17 protein-coding genes and 3 pseudogenes are annotated in these 15,503 nt (G+C 66.7%); 11 read left to right on the top strand and 9 right to left on the bottom strand.

Annotation, left to right across the window (positions count from 1 at the left end; all coding sequences use genetic code 11):
• The first annotated feature begins 96 nt into the window (after positions 1-96).
• From rpmI to RF650_RS00065, 8 genes are all read left to right on the top strand, one after another.
• On the top strand, positions 97-294 hold the full coding sequence (gene rpmI / locus RF650_RS00100) for a 50S ribosomal protein L35 (protein ID WP_035963278.1): 198 nt from the start codon (positions 97-99) through the stop codon (positions 292-294).
• Between the two features lie 92 nt (positions 295-386).
• Entirely contained in the window at positions 387-773 is a 387-nt protein-coding gene (rplT, locus tag RF650_RS00095; RefSeq protein ID WP_035963276.1) for a 50S ribosomal protein L20, read from the top strand.
• An 8-nt stretch (positions 774-781) separates the two neighbouring features.
• Positions 782-1,738, top strand: coding sequence for an RNA methyltransferase (locus RF650_RS00090; protein ID WP_242670441.1), 957 nt, complete (start codon positions 782-784; stop codon positions 1,736-1,738).
• A gap of 48 nt (positions 1,739-1,786) precedes the next feature.
• On the top strand, positions 1,787-2,230 hold the full coding sequence (locus tag RF650_RS00085) for a (deoxy)nucleoside triphosphate pyrophosphohydrolase (RefSeq protein ID WP_131333186.1): 444 nt from the start codon (positions 1,787-1,789) through the stop codon (positions 2,228-2,230).
• 149 nt (positions 2,231-2,379) lie between these two features.
• Positions 2,380-3,438 carry a phenylalanine--tRNA ligase subunit alpha gene (gene pheS / locus RF650_RS00080; RefSeq protein WP_064845938.1) on the top strand — a complete coding sequence of 353 codons (1,059 nt, stop codon included), beginning with the start codon at positions 2,380-2,382 and terminating at the stop codon, positions 3,436-3,438.
• A 4-nt stretch (positions 3,439-3,442) separates the two neighbouring features.
• Positions 3,443-5,995 (top strand): phenylalanine--tRNA ligase subunit beta, encoded by a 2,553-nt coding sequence (pheT, locus tag RF650_RS00075; protein ID WP_131333185.1) that lies wholly within the window; start codon positions 3,443-3,445, stop codon positions 5,993-5,995.
• A 31-nt stretch (positions 5,996-6,026) separates the two neighbouring features.
• A complete protein-coding gene (locus RF650_RS00070; RefSeq protein ID WP_131333184.1) occupies positions 6,027-6,638 on the top strand; it encodes a hypothetical protein in 612 nt (203 codons plus the stop codon).
• 224 nt (positions 6,639-6,862) lie between these two features.
• Positions 6,863-7,108: a hypothetical protein gene (locus tag RF650_RS00065; protein WP_131333183.1), complete on the top strand. Its 246-nt coding sequence runs from the start codon at positions 6,863-6,865 to the stop codon at positions 7,106-7,108.
• Between the two features lie 42 nt (positions 7,109-7,150).
• Here RF650_RS00065 and RF650_RS00060 read toward each other — a convergent pair.
• From RF650_RS00060 to RF650_RS00050, 3 genes and pseudogenes are all read right to left on the bottom strand, one after another.
• A pseudogene (locus RF650_RS00060) lies at positions 7,151-7,441 on the bottom strand (integrase core domain-containing protein); the annotation flags it as partial.
• 7 nt (positions 7,442-7,448) lie between these two features.
• Positions 7,449-8,834, bottom strand: coding sequence for an IS30 family transposase (locus RF650_RS00055; protein ID WP_131333181.1), 1,386 nt, complete (start codon positions 8,832-8,834; stop codon positions 7,449-7,451).
• Positions 8,835-8,880: 46 nt separating this feature from the next.
• A pseudogene (locus tag RF650_RS00050) lies at positions 8,881-9,051 on the bottom strand (DDE-type integrase/transposase/recombinase); the annotation flags it as partial.
• 461 nt (positions 9,052-9,512) lie between these two features.
• Between RF650_RS00050 and RF650_RS00045 the strand changes: the two are divergent.
• On the top strand, positions 9,513-10,685 hold the full coding sequence (locus RF650_RS00045; RefSeq protein WP_231726676.1) for an IS30 family transposase: 1,173 nt from the start codon (positions 9,513-9,515) through the stop codon (positions 10,683-10,685).
• Between the two features lie 26 nt (positions 10,686-10,711).
• On the opposite strand, the gene RF650_RS00040 is transcribed toward RF650_RS00045, so the two are convergent.
• Both RF650_RS00040 and RF650_RS00035 read right to left on the bottom strand, forming a co-directional pair.
• Positions 10,712-10,849, bottom strand: coding sequence for a hypothetical protein (locus RF650_RS00040; protein ID WP_207387837.1), 138 nt, complete (start codon positions 10,847-10,849; stop codon positions 10,712-10,714).
• Positions 10,850-11,113: 264 nt separating this feature from the next.
• Entirely contained in the window at positions 11,114-11,329 is a 216-nt protein-coding gene (locus RF650_RS00035) for a hypothetical protein (RefSeq protein WP_368813795.1), read from the bottom strand.
• A gap of 76 nt (positions 11,330-11,405) precedes the next feature.
• Here RF650_RS00035 and RF650_RS00030 point away from each other — a divergent pair.
• Positions 11,406-11,888 (top strand): annotated as a pseudogene (locus RF650_RS00030) (type IIL restriction-modification enzyme MmeI); the annotation flags it as partial.
• A gap of 404 nt (positions 11,889-12,292) precedes the next feature.
• Here the strand turns inward: RF650_RS00030 and RF650_RS00025 are convergent.
• The 4 genes from RF650_RS00025 to RF650_RS00010 all read right to left on the bottom strand — a co-directional run bounded on the left by RF650_RS00025 (position 12,293) and on the right by RF650_RS00010 (position 14,290).
• The gene (locus RF650_RS00025; protein WP_131333179.1) at positions 12,293-12,859 is read right to left on the bottom strand and encodes a recombinase family protein; all 567 of its coding nucleotides are present in this window, start codon (positions 12,857-12,859) and stop codon (positions 12,293-12,295) included.
• A gap of 130 nt (positions 12,860-12,989) precedes the next feature.
• Positions 12,990-13,322 carry a ribbon-helix-helix protein, CopG family gene (locus RF650_RS00020; protein ID WP_131333178.1) on the bottom strand — a complete coding sequence of 111 codons (333 nt, stop codon included), beginning with the start codon at positions 13,320-13,322 and terminating at the stop codon, positions 12,990-12,992.
• A 4-nt stretch (positions 13,323-13,326) separates the two neighbouring features.
• The gene (locus tag RF650_RS00015; protein ID WP_131333177.1) at positions 13,327-13,590 is read right to left on the bottom strand and encodes a hypothetical protein; all 264 of its coding nucleotides are present in this window, start codon (positions 13,588-13,590) and stop codon (positions 13,327-13,329) included.
• A gap of 82 nt (positions 13,591-13,672) precedes the next feature.
• Positions 13,673-14,290, bottom strand: coding sequence for a LysE family translocator (locus RF650_RS00010; protein ID WP_131333176.1), 618 nt, complete (start codon positions 14,288-14,290; stop codon positions 13,673-13,675).
• Positions 14,291-14,516: 226 nt separating this feature from the next.
• Between RF650_RS00010 and RF650_RS00005 the strand changes: the two genes are divergently transcribed.
• A complete protein-coding gene (locus RF650_RS00005; protein WP_368813794.1) occupies positions 14,517-15,449 on the top strand; it encodes a hypothetical protein in 933 nt (310 codons plus the stop codon).
• Positions 15,450-15,503: the final 54 nt, after the last annotated feature.

Here is a 15,503-nt window from a genome sequence, read left to right as displayed (position 1 = left end):
GTTGGGCGTGTGATCGCCCGACACCAGCGTGGTCGCGGCCGTGTGTCGCGACCCACCGGTGTGCCCCACCGGTCGATGTAAAAGGAGACGGCCACCATGCCGAAGATGAAGACCCACAGCGGTGCCAAGAAGCGTTTCAAGCTCACCGGTTCGGGCAAGGTCAAGCGCCAGCAGGCCAACCGCCGCCACTACCTGGAACACAAGTCCTCGCGTCTGACCCGCCGTCTCGCGGGCGACCAGATCGTCTCCACCCCGGGTGAGGCCAAGGCCATCAAGCGGATGCTGGCCAAGTAGGCCCTTCCTCTTCCATTTCGTCAGCGCCGCGTTTGCGCGGCGGGTAGTCATGTTCCGGCAGGGGTCGGAACCGAATCGTTAGGAGTACGCACGTGGCACGTGTGAAGCGGGCGGTCAATGCCCACAAGAAGCGTCGTGAAGTTCTGGAGAAGGCCTCGGGCTACCGCGGTCAGCGGTCCCGGTTGTACCGCAAGGCCAAGGAGCAGATGCTCCACTCGTACACCTACTCCTACAACGACCGTCGCAAGAAGAAGGGCGACTTCCGTCGGCTGTGGATCCAGCGCATCAACGCCGCCGCCCGCGCGAACGGTCTGACCTACAACCGCTTCATCCAGGGCCTGAAGGCCGCTGAGGTCGAGGTGGACCGTCGCATGCTGGCCGAGCTGGCCGTGAGCGACGAGAACGCGTTCGCGACCCTGGTCCGCGTGGCCAAGGACGCCCTGCCGGAGGACACCTCCGCGCCCCGCACCGCCGCCTGAGTGCCGCTGTGACGTTCGTCGAGCGCCTGGAGGACCGGTTGCTGTCCAACCCCCGAGCCGATCGGGTCAAGGACGTGGCCGCGTTGACCAGGCGCTCGATGCGTTCCAAGCACGGATTGTTCCGCGCCGAGGGCCCGCAGAACGTGCGCGAGGCGGTCCGTCTCGCGCTCGCGGATTCTCCCGCTCCCGGGCTGCCGCGGCTCGATGCCGTGTACGTGACCCTGCAGGAGCTCGACCGGCATCCGGGGATCGCCTCGGACCTCACGGCGGTCGCCGACCGCGGTGACGCGTTCGTCCGGGCGGTTACCCCGGAGGTACTCGCGGCCATGACCGATGCGGTCACGCCGCAGGGGATGCTGGCGGTGTGCCGCTTCCCTTCCTCTGCTTTGGACGCGTCTGAGGCGTCGGGCTCCTCTGACGACGCCGCTCGCGCCCTCGGTGCCGCACGCCTGGTGGGCATGCTGGTCCGGGTGCAGGACCCGGGTAACGCCGGCACCGTGATCCGTACCGCGGACGCCGCCGGCGCAGATGCCGTGCTGTGCACTCCCGGCACCGTGGACCCGTTCAACCCGAAATCCGTGCGTTCCTCTGCGGGGTCGCTGTTCCACGTCCCGGTGTTCACGGGCATGGAACTCGCCGAGGTCGTCGCGGCGGCTCGTGAGCACGGCATGGGCGTGCTCGCCGCGGATGGTTATGCCTCCATGACGGTCTCCGAGCTGGCCGACGCCGCGGTGCTGCGCGCCGCGGGCATTTCTTCGGGGGACGTGGCGTATTCCCTCGAGCAGCCCACCGCGTGGCTGTTCGGTAATGAGGCGCAGGGACTGTCGGAAGCGGAGGTCGCGGCCGCGGATCTGTCTGTGGCGGTGCCGCTGTACGGGGCCGCCGAATCGCTCAACGTGGCCACCGCTGCGACCGTGTGTCTGTATGCATCGGCGCAAGCCCAGCGCCGGATTTTCGATCGCTGACGCTTCTCTCTCCGCGCTGTCCGAATTGTCGATGACACACTGAACACCATGACTTCCGATCTCCCCGCGCGCTTCCGGACCCAGGTGGTCGGGGTGGCCCTGCTCGACGACGCACATCACCCCACCGCGTTCCTGGCCGCCCAGCGCGCCTACCCTGAGACGTTGCGCGGGCTGTGGGAGTTCCCGGGCGGCAAGCAGGAACCGGGGGAGAGCGCCGAGGACGCACTCGTGCGCGAATGCGCGGAGGAGCTGTCGGTGCGGGTGGAGCTTCTGGCTGAAATCTCAGGCCCTCATGCTCAGGGATGGCCACTGTCCGAGATGGCCGCGATGCGCGTGTGGACCGGAACCACTGTGGATACACCCGTGGTGGGCACCGATCACCTGGCCGTGCGGTGGGTTCCGTCGAGCGACCCCGACGCCGTACTGGCCTTGCCGTGGATCCCGGCGGACCTTCCGATCGTGCGGGCATTGCTGGGACAGCTCGCCCCATGACCCCGCCGGGTCAGCGGACGCCATGGGTCCTCCACTAGACTGACCCTGCCCGCACCGGCCACGCTGCGGGCATTTGCACGAAAAGCGGCTCACCCACCGGGGGAGCGAGCTCGTGAGAACACCGTCCGCCAGTAGGAACGCGAGAAACCATGTCCGAGACCACACCGTCCGCCGCGGTGGACCCCACCGACGAGGCCGGGGTGACGGCCGCCCTCGAGCACGCACTGCGTGAGATCGAGGCCGCCGCCGACCTCTCCGAGCTGAAGACCGTTCGCCTGGCCCACACGGGGGAGAAATCCCCGCTGGCGCTGGCCAACCGTGCGATCGGTGGGCTGGACAAGGCCGCCAAGGCCACCGCGGGCAAGCTGGTGGGGCAGGCCCGCGGACGCGTGAACAAGGCGCTCGCGGCACGCGCCACCGTGCTCGAGGAGGAGAGGGATGCCCGCATCCTCGTGGAGGAAGCGGTGGACGTCACGGCGGCCACGCGGCGTCGTCGGCTGGGCGGACGGCACCCCCTGACCAACCTGATGGACCACATCGGGGACATCTTCGTGGGCATGGGCTGGGAGGTCGCGGAGGGACCGGAGCTCGAGCACGAGTGGTTCAACTTCGACTCGCTGAATTTCAAGCCGGACCATCCGGCGCGGCAGATGCAGGACACGTTCTTCGTGGACCCGCCGTCGTCACACCTGGTGCTGCGCACCCACACCTCGCCGGTGCAGATGCGCTCGCTGCTGGAGCGCGAGCTGCCGGTGTATGTGGTGTGCCCGGGCAAGACCTACCGCACGGATGAACTGGACGCGACCCACACCCCCGTGTTCCACCAGGTGGAGGGCATCGCCGTGGACGAAGGGCTGTCCATGGCGGACCTCAAGGGCACCCTCACCCACTTCGCGCGCACCATGTTCGGCCCGGAGGCCGCTATCCGGTTGCGGCCCAACTACTTCCCCTTTACCGAACCCTCCGCGGAGCTGGACGTGTGGCACCCCACCGCCAAGGGCGGACCGCGGTGGATTGAGTGGGGTGGCTGCGGCATGATGCACCCCAACGTGCTGCGGGCCGCGGGGATCGACCCCGAGCGCTACTCGGGGTTCGCGTTCGGCATGGGCATCGAGCGGACCCTGATGTTCCGCAACAACGTCCCGGACATGCACGACATGGTCGAGGGCGACGTCCGTTTCAGCGAACACTTCGGGATGGAGATCTAGAGCAATGCGAGTTCCTTTGTCATGGCTGCGCGAGTACGCGCCCGTTCCCGAGGACGCCACTGCGGAGGACGTCCTGGCCACCCTCGTGAAGGTGGGTCTTGAGGAGGAGGACGTCCACCGCCCCTCCGACTCCCTCTCCGGTCCGATCGTGGTGGGCCAGGTGCTCTCCATGGAGCCCGAGACCCACTCCAACGGCAAGACCGTGAACTGGTGCTCCGTGCGCGTGGTGCCGGAGGGCCATGAGCAGACGCTGACGGGCAAGGGCATCGACCCCTCGGGCGTCCAGGGAATCATTTGCGGTGCCCACAACTTCTCGGTGGGTGACAAGGTGGTCGTCGCCCTTCCGGGTGCGGTGCTGCCGGGTGACTTCCGGATCTCCGCGCGCAAGACCTACGGCCACATCTCGGCAGGCATGATCGCCTCCGTGCGCGAGCTCGGCATTGGCGACGACCACGACGGCATCCTGGTGCTGTCTCGGATCGGGCTGGACCCCGCGATCGGCTCCGACGCCCTGGAGCTGCTGGGTCTCTACGACTCGGCGGCGGAGGTCAACGTGACCCCGGACCGCGGGTACGCGTTCTCGATCCGCGGGATCGCCCGCGAGTACTGCCACGCGGTGCGCGCACCGTTCACGGATCCCGTGGCGGAGCTCGCGCCGCGGGTGCCCGCGTCCACCGAGGACGGGTTCCCCGTGACCGTGTCCGACGACGCCCCGATCCACGGCCGCGCCGGGTGCAACCGCTTCGCGGTGCGCATCGTGGAGAACGTGGATCCATCCATCCCGTCCCCGCAGTGGCTCGTGTCGCGGTTGCGCCTGGCCGGGATCCGCTCCCTGAGCCTGCCCGTGGACATCTCCAACTACGTGATGCTCGAGTACGGCCAGCCGATCCATAACTACGACGCGGACACCCTGCAGGGCGGGATTACCGTGCGCCGTGCGCTGGCCGGCGAGAAGCTGACCACGCTGGACGACAAGTCCCGTGAGTTGAACACCGAGGACCTCGTGATCGCGGACGAGTCCGGTCCCGTGGGCCTCGCCGGCGTCATGGGCGGTGCCGCGACCGAGGTCGGGGAGAACACCACGCGCGTGCTCGTGGAGGCCGCTCGCTTCGACGAGGTCTCGATCGCCCGCACCGCCCGCCGACACAAGCTTCCCTCGGAGGCGTCCAAGCGATACGAGCGCGGCGTGGACCCGCAGCTCGCGCCGGTTGCTGCGCAGCGCGTCGTCGAACTCCTCGTGGAGCTGGCCGGCGGCACGGACTCCGGGCGGGTCACGGACGTGGACCACACGGACCGCCCCGCCGCGATCGAGCTGCCCGCGGGCTACCCTGCGGCGCGCGTTGGAGTGGACTACTCTCCAGAGGTCGTCGAGCGCAGCCTCGTGGCCATCGGCGCCGAGGTCACGGAGACCGCGGACGGCTGGACCGTGGTCCCGCCGTCGTGGCGCCCGGATCTGCTCGAGAAGGAGGACCTCGTCGAGGAGGTCGCGCGTCTGGACGGCTACGACAAGATCCCCGATCGCCTCCCCGTGGCGCCTCCCGGGCGCGGCTTCACGCGCTCGCAGGCCGCACGACGCCGCGTGGCCAACACGCTCGCGGCCGCCGGGCTCACCGAGGTGCTCAGCTACCCGTTCGTGTCCCAGACGGACAACGACCTGTGGGGCAGCGCGGACGGTGAGCACGTGGCGTCGATCAAGCTCGCGAACCCCATCAGCGAGGCCCAGTCCCTGCTGCGGGTGAGCATCCTGCCCGGGCTGCTCGGGGTGCTCAAGCGCAACCACTCGCGCGGACTGCGGGACCTGGCCCTCTACGAGATGGGCCACGTGTTCCTCGCGGACGGCTACACCCCGGACACCCAGCCCATCCCGCCGCTCGGCGTGCGCCCGGCCGCTCCGGAGCTCGAACGGCTCGACGCCGCCGTCCCCGACCAGCCGCGCAGGCTCGCCGCGGTGCTCACGGGGCACGACGCCGCTGCAGGCCCGTGGGTTGCGCCGCGCACCCTGGACTGGCAGGACGCGCTCGACGTCGCCGTGCTCGCCGCACGCAGCGTGGGCGTGGAGCTGAGGGTCACCCAGGGCTCGCATCACGCGTTCCACCCCGGGCGCACCGCGCAGCTGAACACTCAGGACGGCGCCGTGATCGGTATGGCGGGAGAGCTGCACCCCAAGCTCGTCGCGGCCCAGGGGTTGCCCGAGCGCACGTGCGCCGTGGAACTCGACCTGTCCGCGCTGCTCGATCGTGAGGCCTCGGCGGTCACCGCCCAGGTGATCTCGGGCTACCCCGCGGCCACCCAGGATGTCGCACTCGTGGTGGACGCGAGCGTCCCCGCGGCGGACCTGCTGACCACGGTGCGTCGGGGAGCGGGCGAGTTGCTCGAAGCCGCCGAGGTCTTCGACGTGTATGCGGGCAAGGGCATCCCCGAGGGCAAGAAGTCCGTGGCGATCGCCCTGCGGTTCCGGGCCGCGGACCGTACCCTCACCGCGGACGAGGCCTCCCAGGCCCGTGAGAACGCGGTGGATGCGGCCCACAGGGAGCACGGCGCTGAGATCCGAAGCTGATCACCCCCCACCAGCCAGGAGAAGTCATACCGTGAGCCACGACACCCAGGAACTCATCGATTTCGACGAGCACGACCAGGAGACACGACCCGGTGGTGCCCGAGGATGGTGGATCGTCCTCATCGTGCTGCTGGGGGCAGTCGTGACCCTGGCGCTGGGGTTGGCCTCGGCGTTGTCCTTCGACAAGGCCTCCCGGCTGGAGGAGTGGGCGGGGGAGTCGATGGTCGTCTCCGGGACGTACCAGACGCTCACCAAGGACCTCGTGACCCAGGACTACAACGGGATCTACGCGGGCATCATGCCCAAGAACGAGCTGACCGAACGCTACCCGTTCGACAACCGGCTCGACGATCCCGTCAAGAAGACCGAGGGGAACCAGATCACGTTCCGCGGCACCCAGACGGGTGTCCAGGACTCCGACTTCCCGCGGGAGGTGGACGCCCTGCTCGCGGAGCAGAACGGTCACCTGACGGTCGTGGAGACGGGCGAGCCCGGCTCCTACGGGGACAGCGGGGTGACGGACTCGATGGTCACCGGCCAGCGGGTCCGCGCCGCGGCACTCGGGATGGGCGCGCTGTTCTGCATCGGCCTCACGGCCTGGGGTGCGCGCCGCGTGCACGGCGGGGTGCGGGCAGGTACCTAGAGCAGGGTCGGCTCACCAGCGCTTCCGAGGGCGTCATCCTCTCCATCGCTGAAGCACTGCAGCTGAGCCCGGCGGAGACCCAGTATCTGCGCGACCTGCTGCGCCCGCAGCGACGACGCTCCGTCACGCCCACTCCCCGTCAGCAGGTACGTCCTGAGTTGTTGCGCCCGCTTGAGGGACCGCACGACCAGCCCTCCTTCGTGTTGGGCCGCCGCGATGAGGTGTTGGCCTCCAATGCCTTGCTGGACGGGTTGCTGACCCGGTTCGATCACCCCCTTGCCGGGCGCCTGGACATCACCTACGAAGCCCTCACTCTGCCCGGAGATCCCGACCAAGTCCTGTTCGTCTACGCCGGCAGGACCGACACCGACCTGGAAAAGCCGCGCATCCTCGCCAGTTGGAGCTCCGAGCACAGCGATCCGTCAGTGACCAACGCTGCAGCCAATCAGCCGCCCACCGCGACCCCGTAGCACGGACCTTGACCCCGGATCGTGGACACGGTGTCATTTCGGTTATGCCGCTTCCGTGAGCGTAGCGCAGGCGGCGGTTTCGTAGACGTTCGGGGTGATGTTCCCGATCGCACAATGCCGTCGGCACCTGTTGTAGCGGTTCGCCCACCGGAACACGACCCGGTAAGCCGTGGCCTGGTCAGGCAACGCCGCCCGGCCTTCGAGCGCTTCGCGCTTGAGCGCGGCGTTGAACGACTCGGCCAGGGCGTTGTCCGCACTGGAGCCGATCGCGCCCATCGACTGCCTGACCCCGAACTGCTGGCACAGCGCGGCGTAGGCCTTCGAGGTGTAGACACCGGGTTCAACCGGTGGTTGCAATACCGGCTTGTGGGGTTGATTGTAGGTACTCGTTGAAGGCTTCAGCAGGGGTTCTCCAGCCGAGGGTCTTGCGGGGCCTGCTGTTGAGGGCGTGGGCGACGGCGTTGATGTCTTCTGCCGTCCAGCGGGACAGGTCGGTGCCCTTGGGGAAGTACTGGCGCAGTAGTGCGTTGGTGTTCTCGTTCGTGCCGCGTTGCCAGGGTGAGACGGGATCGGCGAAGTAGACCGGGATCCCTGCCTCGACCGTGAACAGGGCGTGGGCCGACATCTCCTTGCCGCGGTCCCAGGTCACCGAGCGTGCCAACTGTTTCGGCAGCGTCGACATCGTGTCCGCGGGTGCGTTCTTCATGGTGATCGCGCCGTGGCCTGCTAGTGCCGGGCCGTTCTTGATCGATGCCCTGAACTGGTAGCCCTCCTCGCGGGGCAGGTGGACCAGCATCGTGAACCGGGTCGTGCGTTCCACCACGGTCCCGATGGCAGAGCGCTCGAGCCCGATGAGCAGCTCGCCCTCCCAATGTCCCGGGGCGGCGCGGTCGTCGGCTTCGGCGGGGCGGTCGCTGATCAACGTTGCCTCGGTGAGGTGGGCCCGGGTCTTGCGACGGGATCGTTCTCGAGGGACCCGCAGCGCCCGGCCCGTGCGCAGACACCAGAGGAGTTCCTTTTTCAAAGCGCCTCTGGCTTCGATGAACAGTGACTGGTAGATCGCCTCGTGACTGATGCGCATGGATTCATCATCGGGGAAGTCGAGCCTCAACCGGTTGCTGATCTGCTGCGGGCTCCAGCCCAGCACCCAGTCCCTGTCCTTGCGATGGGGCTTGTTGCGGCCCGTGAACCGCGGCGGCTGCGGTCCAGCGACCACGGTGCCGTCCGGGCGAGAGGCCTTGCCCGACAGGCGCTGCTTGACATACTCACGCAGCCGCGGGTTGGTGACGAGCTTCGCCTGTGTGGGACGCTTGGCGGCCATGTTGGCCTTCCATTGCGCCACCGATGCCCGGTACTCCCGCGTCCCGCCCCGAGGCGCGGCGTTGCGGCTGATCGTGCCCGGGTCCCGGCCGAGCGCCCGGGCGATGTCGCGAACCCCGTTGCCTTGGGCGTTCAGGATCGCGATCTCCTCCCGCTCGGCGAAGCTGAGGTAGCGGCTCGACGGGGTGAAGCCCAGGTCGAACGGTGGCATGCCCCCAGCGTTGTGGAACCACCGTGCTCCGACCGCCTGCCCCACGCCCGCAACCGCTGAGGCCTCCTCGGGCAGCAGTCCCTGCGCGATCGCTGTCCAGAAGGCCGCCTCGACCGGCCGCTGGAACTTTGGATGCCCCGGCGACCGCAACTTCGAACGAACAGCCCGGTCCGCGGCCTGCTGACGACGACCCATCACACACCCCTCTCACGAGGTATTGCGACGACCAGTTGAATCCGCCCTGAGATCCTCTGTCCGAATGCACTATGCAGCCGGCCGCGTCGCCGCGTCGAGATACTGCGCTGTCCAGCGCTTTCACTGCGAGACGCGCCTTCATTCGGTCGCTGATCGAGTAGCCCACGATCCGGCCGGAGAACACGTCCTTGATCGCGCAGAGATACAGCTTGCCCTCGGTGGCTTGAGTTCCAGCCATCGTCGCAACACTCTGATCGAGAGGTGCGTGCGATGGTTATTCGGCCGAGGGGTAGAGAGAATGTGCAGTACAAGGCGAAGGAGCGGGACGAGTTCTTCCGTCGGCTTGATCGTGGCGGCACGATCCGTGCTGTCGCGGCTGAGCTGGGGCTGAGCGTTGAGTCGTGTTACCGGTGGCGAAATGAGGCTGGCGTATCGACTTCCCGTGCGAAGAGCCGGGTCTATACGGCTGAGGACAAGGCCGAGTTCTTCCGCCTGCTGGCGTCGACGGGGAACGTGTCGAAGGTCGCGAAAGAGCTCGGGTTCGTGCGGGTCACTTGCTACAAGTGGGTGCATCAGGCGGGGATCTTCACGGGGAAGGACACCCGCGCTCAACGAGCACGGTTTGAGCGGTTGCGTGCCGACGGTGTCAGTCGGGCGGATGCTGCGAGACGGGTCGGCGTGGACAAGCGCTCTGCGCAAGATTGGGACAAGGGCATCAAGCAGATAACGGGCGGACGCGTTCACCCCGACGGTCGTGTAGTTCGCTACCGTCAGGCGGCGATACTGGCGAATGTGAAGAGCCCGCGTGATGCCTATACGAGAGGCGCCCCGGTTGATCTGGCGCGTCTTGAGACTGTTATCGATTCTCGCTACCTGAGTTTGATCGAACGAGAGCGTATTCACGATCTACGCAGCCGCGGGGACTCGATAAGGTCGATCGGGCGGGCGCTGGGGCGGAGCGCGTCGACGATCAGCCGGGAGATCGCCCGCAACACGGCCACGACAGTCGGCTATCTTCCTTACGCGGCGCACCGGATCGCGGCGGCGCGCCGGCCGAGGCGACGTGCATGCAAACTCGAATCTGCTGGCGATTTGCGCGCCTATGTGGCAGCGAAGTTGCGTAAACGATGGTCACCAGAGCAGATCAGTCACCGGCTCGTGAAAGACTTCCCGGACGATCAAGGGATGCGGGTGAGCACCGAAACGATCTACCAGGCGATTTACGTCCAAGGACGCGGCGCTCTGAAACGCGAGATCGCCGCGTCGATGAGACGCGGGCGGACAACACGAAAACCACGGCGCGATCCAGCGAAGAGAACCAGTCGCTTCGTGGACCCTATGGTCTCCATCGCTGAGCGACCCGCGGAAGCTGAGGATCGTGCAATCCCTGGGCATTGGGAAGGGGACCTCATCGTCGGCACGATGGGACGATCAGCAATCGGAACACTCGTCGAGCGATCAAGCCGCTTCGTTACCCTCGTGCACCTTGAACATGACCACACGGCCGAGACCGTGCGCGATGGCCTCATCACCACCGTCGCTGATTTGCCAGCAGCGCTACGCCGCTCGCTGACCTGGGACCAGGGCACCGAGATGTCGGGGCATGTGGGGTTCCAGACCGCCACCGATATGGCGGTGTACTTCTGTGATCCGGGCAGCCCCTGGCAGCGCGGCAGCAACGAGAACACGAACGGTCTCCTACGCCAGTACTTCCCGAAGGGCACCGATCTCTCCCGCCACACGCCCGCAGAATTGCGACGCGTCGCAGAGGACCTCAACGAACGTCCACGCAAGACGCTCGACTGGGACACTCCAGCCGAACGACTCCATGCTTTACTGAATGCGAGTTGAACCAGTGTTGCGACGATGGCTGGAACTCAAGTGGTCCTGTGCTCCGTGATGTCGGTCAGCCACAGCTCGTTGACGTCATCGGCGGTGAAGTCCCGCTTGAGGAGGTCGTCATGGATCGGCGGCCCCGGGCGTTTCCCGTTCTTGCCGCGCTTCTTCCCGAACACGGAGAACCACTGGTTGTCCCGGCAGATCCTCCACGCGGTCCGCTCGCCAATCTCTTCACCGGCCTCGCCGGCTTCGCCGACGAGGAACCGGTAGCCGAACTCGGGGTCATCGCGGTGGGCATCCAGTAGCGCGTTGGCGCGATAGGCCTCGATCAGCTCGGCCTGGGTGAGCTGGTGTTTGAGCCAGCGGTAGTAGGGCTGGCGGGAGAGCTTTGAGGACCCGCAGGGACACCGCGACGGGAATGCCGTCAGCGGCGAGCTCGCTCACGAGCGGTGGGGGCACCTCCCGCTTGCGGGGGAAGAACCTTTTCCCGGCAGGTTCGCCTGAGACAGGTAGGCGGCCGCGCGGCGCAGGACCTCGTTCTCCTGCTCCAACAGTCGGTTCCGGCGGCGGAGCTCGCGCAGCTCCGTGGAGTCTTCACGGGCGCGCGCGACACGCACGACGTCGTCACGGAACTCTTGAGGGTAGGGCTTGGGCACGGTGATCATCCTTCCAGGCCGACCCGCGTCGGCCAGCCAGGTTCGGTGTCACCTATCCGTGCAGCAGTCCCGTTCCATGGCTACCGACGATGGCAACTTCGTCATCACCCCGATGGAATATGACGCCGTGATGGCCGACCCCGTGATGGCCCCGTACGTGCGGCCCTACGTCGGGTCCAAAGAGCTGCTGAGCAGCCAAAAACGCTGGTGCCTGTGGCTGCGCGAGATGAACCCCGGTGACCCCGCCCGCTCTCCGGAGCTCAAACGCCGCCTCGAAGCGGATGCGGCTTCACGTCAAGCTTCTAAGGCACCCACCACACAGAACTGGGCTCGGTTCCCGCACCTGTTCCGCCAGCTCGGGTTGGTTTCCGACGTCCCCTTCGTGGGCATCCCCGAGGTCAGCAGCGAGAACCGCCACTACTTGCCCGTGTCCCATTTCGAACCCGAAGTCATCATCTCGAACAAGGTCTACGGGGCCGTGGACCCGCACGGCATCATCTTCGCCGTAGCCTCGTCATCCATGTTCTGGGCCTGGATGAAGATGGTGGGCGGTCGGATGAAGTCTGATCCGTCGTTTTCCAGCACGATCACCTGGAACAACTTCCCCATGCCTGCGCTGACCGACGGACAACGCACGGCGTTGGCCTCCGCTGGGGCCAAGATTCTCGATGCTCGGGCGCAACATCCTGACCGGCCATTGGATGAAACTACGCCGCGCTGGGTATGGCACCGGAGCTGGTGCGCGCCCATGACCAGCTCGACACCATCATGGACAAGATCATCGGCGCGCCCCGCCGATGCCGCACCGCCTGGAACGACAGGAACTGCTCTTCGACTCCTATGTACGCATGACCCGGTAGCACCCGCCCGCGTCCTACACAGGCGGTGCGCTCAACGCACGCCAAATGACGAGCAGTCTGGGGATGTGCCCACGTCAACCAGATCGGGGCCGGGGTGCAGGTGTCATTCCTCCCGGGAAGTTGCATCGCGCAACCGTGTGATGGTCCAGCGGCTCACCCCGTGCAGGGTGGCGATCTCGGCCACGGACAGCCCGCCACGCAGCGCGGCCAGCGCGGCCGCACGCTGGGCGGGGCTCAACTTCGGAGGCCGGCCACCTACCCGGCCTTGTGCCCGGGCGTGCTCCAGTCCCACGCGGGTGCGCTCCTGGATGGTCTCGAGCTCTTGCTGCGCCAGGGCGGAGAGGATGCCGACCATCAGCCGGCCTTCGCTGGTGCTGGTGTCTAGGCCTATGTCCAGCAGCACCAGACGCACACCGTTGTCTGTGAGCTCGGCGGCGGTCGTCACGGTGTCTCGCATGGAGCGGCCCAGCCGGCCCAGGCGGGTGACTACCAGGGCATCCCCGGTACGCAGGTAGCTGCGGGCGGCGTCCAGGCCGGGGCGGGTGGAGCGCGCGCCGCTGATCGTGTCCGCGAAGACTCGCTCGCACCCGGCGGCCGTCAGGGCCTCGCGCTGGGTAGCCAGCGACGCGGCCTGTTCGCGGGTGCTCACGCGGGCATAGCCGATCTTCATAGGGGCTCCGTACTGGCTAGGGTGGGTGGTGCGGTGGCGGGGATCGACGCCACCACCTGGGGCGCTGTGACCCCGGGAGCAAGCCCCGGGCATTTTGCGCGTCCGGGGCTTGCTCATACCCTCCGGCGGGTCAGGCCTCCTGGAGCTGCACGTAGGCGGCCAGGGCCTCGCGCACGATGTCGGATTCCTTGCGGTGCTCGCGCCGGGCGAGAGCATTCACGCGGTCCTTCAGCGCTTGGGGCACGCGTGCACGCACCACGGGCGAGGCACCAGAGGAGGTGCCCACAGCGGGGCGGCCCATCGCCATACGGGTCAGCTCGTCCAGGTCGGTGGTGCCGGTGGTCTCCAGCAGCATCCGGCGGACCTCGGCCGCGGCTGCTTCCCCGTGCAGCTCGGTTCCGGGGATCGGGGTCAGCTCCCCCCGCTCGGCCGCGTCGGCCAGGGCGTCGTAATCGTGGTCCATCTCGCTACTTCCTTTCGTGGAGCAGGTGGCGGTACAGGTCAGTCAAGGGCATCGCGTGGAAGATCACCAGATCACGCGGCGGGCGGATCGCGGCGATGACCTCCACGTAGCGTTCCGTCTGGGCGTGGGGGTGACCGACATAGACCATCGTGGTCGCTCCGGGGTGCCCGGCGATTTCCTGGGTGGCGACCGGGTGGAGGATCACGTACATGGTGTCTTGGCGGGGGATGCCGTGCCGGTCTGCGCTGTCCATGAATTCCATGCCCATGCCTAAAGTGTAGCACACTAAACGGCCACACTAATACCGTGTCGGATGACCATCTTCCGGCGATCCCTCGTGGGTGCAGCGCTTACAGAATCGCTTCCACGACGATGAAACTGGCAAGGAACGCGTAGACCGTGGCAGCGACGTAGTTCAAGATGACACCTGCCCGCCGACTGTTGGTGAAGCGCGCGTGGAAGGCCCCGGCGAGTACGCCGATGGTTCCGTAGAGCATGAGTTCGGTGGTCACGTTAACTGCCCCCAAGAGCGCCATCTGCATCGTGATGTTTGAAGCGTTGCCCGTGAAACGGGGTAGTACGGCGAGGAAGAACAAGATGAGTTTGGGGTTCGTGAGACTGACCAGCAGGCCGCGAAGGTACCAACGACCTGACCTCACGCTGGCTACAGCGGATGTCTCCCGCGCGTGGCGCACCGTCGTGATGGCCAGCCACACGAGGTAGGCCGCACCAAGAAGCCACGATGCGGTCAAGAGGCGGGGGTGGGTGTCGGCGATCTTACCGAGGCCGATGACGACGGCCGCAGCGTAGACGCTCATCCCGGTGGCGATGCCAAGGATGGCTTTCACCGCTGCTCGTCTACCTCCTTGGAGACCGACAGCGAGCATGTATGCCATGTCCGGGCCGGGAGGGATGAGGAACACCAAGATGACTCCGAGGAAGGCAGGGAGGACGGTCCAATCGACCACGGGGGTGCTCCTTGTTCAAGACTTCGTGACTACCGGTGTGCCCCCGACCATAGCCGCCTGGTGTGGCCGCACTTACAGCTCTCTGGTATGAAGCAGGCAGATGGCAAGTGCATAAACGGTCATTTCTGCGAGAGGGTGAACTCTACGTTTCCCGGCGAAAGAAGATGCGCGCTTAGGACACTTCGAGGGAGCTCAGCTCTCAGGGTGACTGCGAGAGGATAAAGGCATGACCGATACCGCACCGCGAGACGATGCTCGCACCGCGCCAATTGCGACGATCTACCAGAACTCCGATCAGATCGCTGGAGTACTCCAGCAGATCGCGCGTCACCCGCTCTTGACAGAGGAATCGCGCGAGTTCACCTCAGGAGGGGACAACAAGAGCGGGGCGGACGGGGCTGTCTCCGGCAAGGGCACTGGAAAGATTGCGGTGCCGTTCGCTGGGGGTGGCGAGGTCGGATTGGAAGCTCGAGCAAGCCTGTCGTCGAGCTGGACCGAGAGCACCGGAACAGCGTCACGTCAGCAGTTCGTCTACTCCCAGGCGTACAACCTGCACCTCGTGCGGCAGTTCCTCGACCAGGAGAATCTTCTGACGCGCGTGGCATCTGTAAAGCACGCTGAGGCAGTGCGGCCGGGGGCGTTCGTGGAGTACACCACCGCCTTCGACCCGGTCGAGCTCACGCTCGCCCTCGATGTTATCTCGCCAGAACTCGTTGAGGCCGTTACGCGCTTCACTGTGAAGCAGGACTACCTTGAACGCTTCCCCGCGGAGGGAGGGCATGAGGCGCGGGAAGAGCACGCGCAGCGAATGGGCATCGCGGCGGACATGAAAGGTGAGCTTGCCCGAGCGATCGCAAACGCCGTTAAAGCCGACACACGCCAGGAAACCACGCGCGAGTACTACGGACGCGTCACTGCCACCCCGGCGCTGACCCTGATAACCATTTGCGACTTGGCGCACTTCATCGTGGATGATCCCGACCGGCTCCTCGACGGAACCTTCACCGTGCTGGGCAAGGTCATCGCGCCTGTCGAAAAGGATGCGCCGACCTTCTCGCGCAACAAACTCCTTCGCAACCTTGCCCCAGCCGCGCTTGATAGCGGCATCGAAGAGATGCGCAAGCTGATGAGCAATGCCCCGAAGTTGAGCCCCCGATAGTGGTGTAGCGCGGTGGTCTTGCTCGTCGTTGCCGACGAGAGCGCGGCCACCGTG

This window comes from Kocuria sp. CPCC 205297 (assembly GCF_040981035.1).
In the GTDB taxonomy this organism is placed as follows: domain Bacteria; phylum Actinomycetota; class Actinomycetes; order Actinomycetales; family Micrococcaceae; genus Kocuria; species Kocuria marina.
This window is presented reverse-complemented; position numbering and strand designations above follow the sequence as displayed.

Bases quoted from the DNA above. Each gene is read 5' to 3' on its own strand.
- rpmI (WP_035963278.1), top strand. From the start codon at position 97: ATGCCGAAGATGAAGACCCACAGCGGTGCCAAGAAGCGTTTCAAGCTC.
- RF650_RS00085 (WP_131333186.1), top strand. From the start codon at position 1,787: ATGACTTCCGATCTCCCCGCGCGCTTCCGGACCCAGGTGGTCGGGGTG.
- pheS (WP_064845938.1), top strand. From the start codon at position 2,380: ATGTCCGAGACCACACCGTCCGCCGCGGTGGACCCCACCGACGAGGCC.
- pheT (WP_131333185.1), top strand. From the start codon at position 3,443: ATGCGAGTTCCTTTGTCATGGCTGCGCGAGTACGCGCCCGTTCCCGAG.
- RF650_RS00055 (WP_131333181.1), bottom strand. From the start codon at position 8,834: ATGGGTCGTCGTCAGCAGGCCGCGGACCGGGCTGTTCGTTCGAAGTTG.
- RF650_RS00025 (WP_131333179.1), bottom strand. From the start codon at position 12,859: ATGAAGATCGGCTATGCCCGCGTGAGCACCCGCGAACAGGCCGCGTCG.
- RF650_RS00020 (WP_131333178.1), bottom strand. From the start codon at position 13,322: ATGGACCACGATTACGACGCCCTGGCCGACGCGGCCGAGCGGGGGGAG.
- RF650_RS00015 (WP_131333177.1), bottom strand. From the start codon at position 13,590: ATGGGCATGGAATTCATGGACAGCGCAGACCGGCACGGCATCCCCCGC.
- RF650_RS00005 (WP_368813794.1), top strand. From the start codon at position 14,517: ATGACCGATACCGCACCGCGAGACGATGCTCGCACCGCGCCAATTGCG.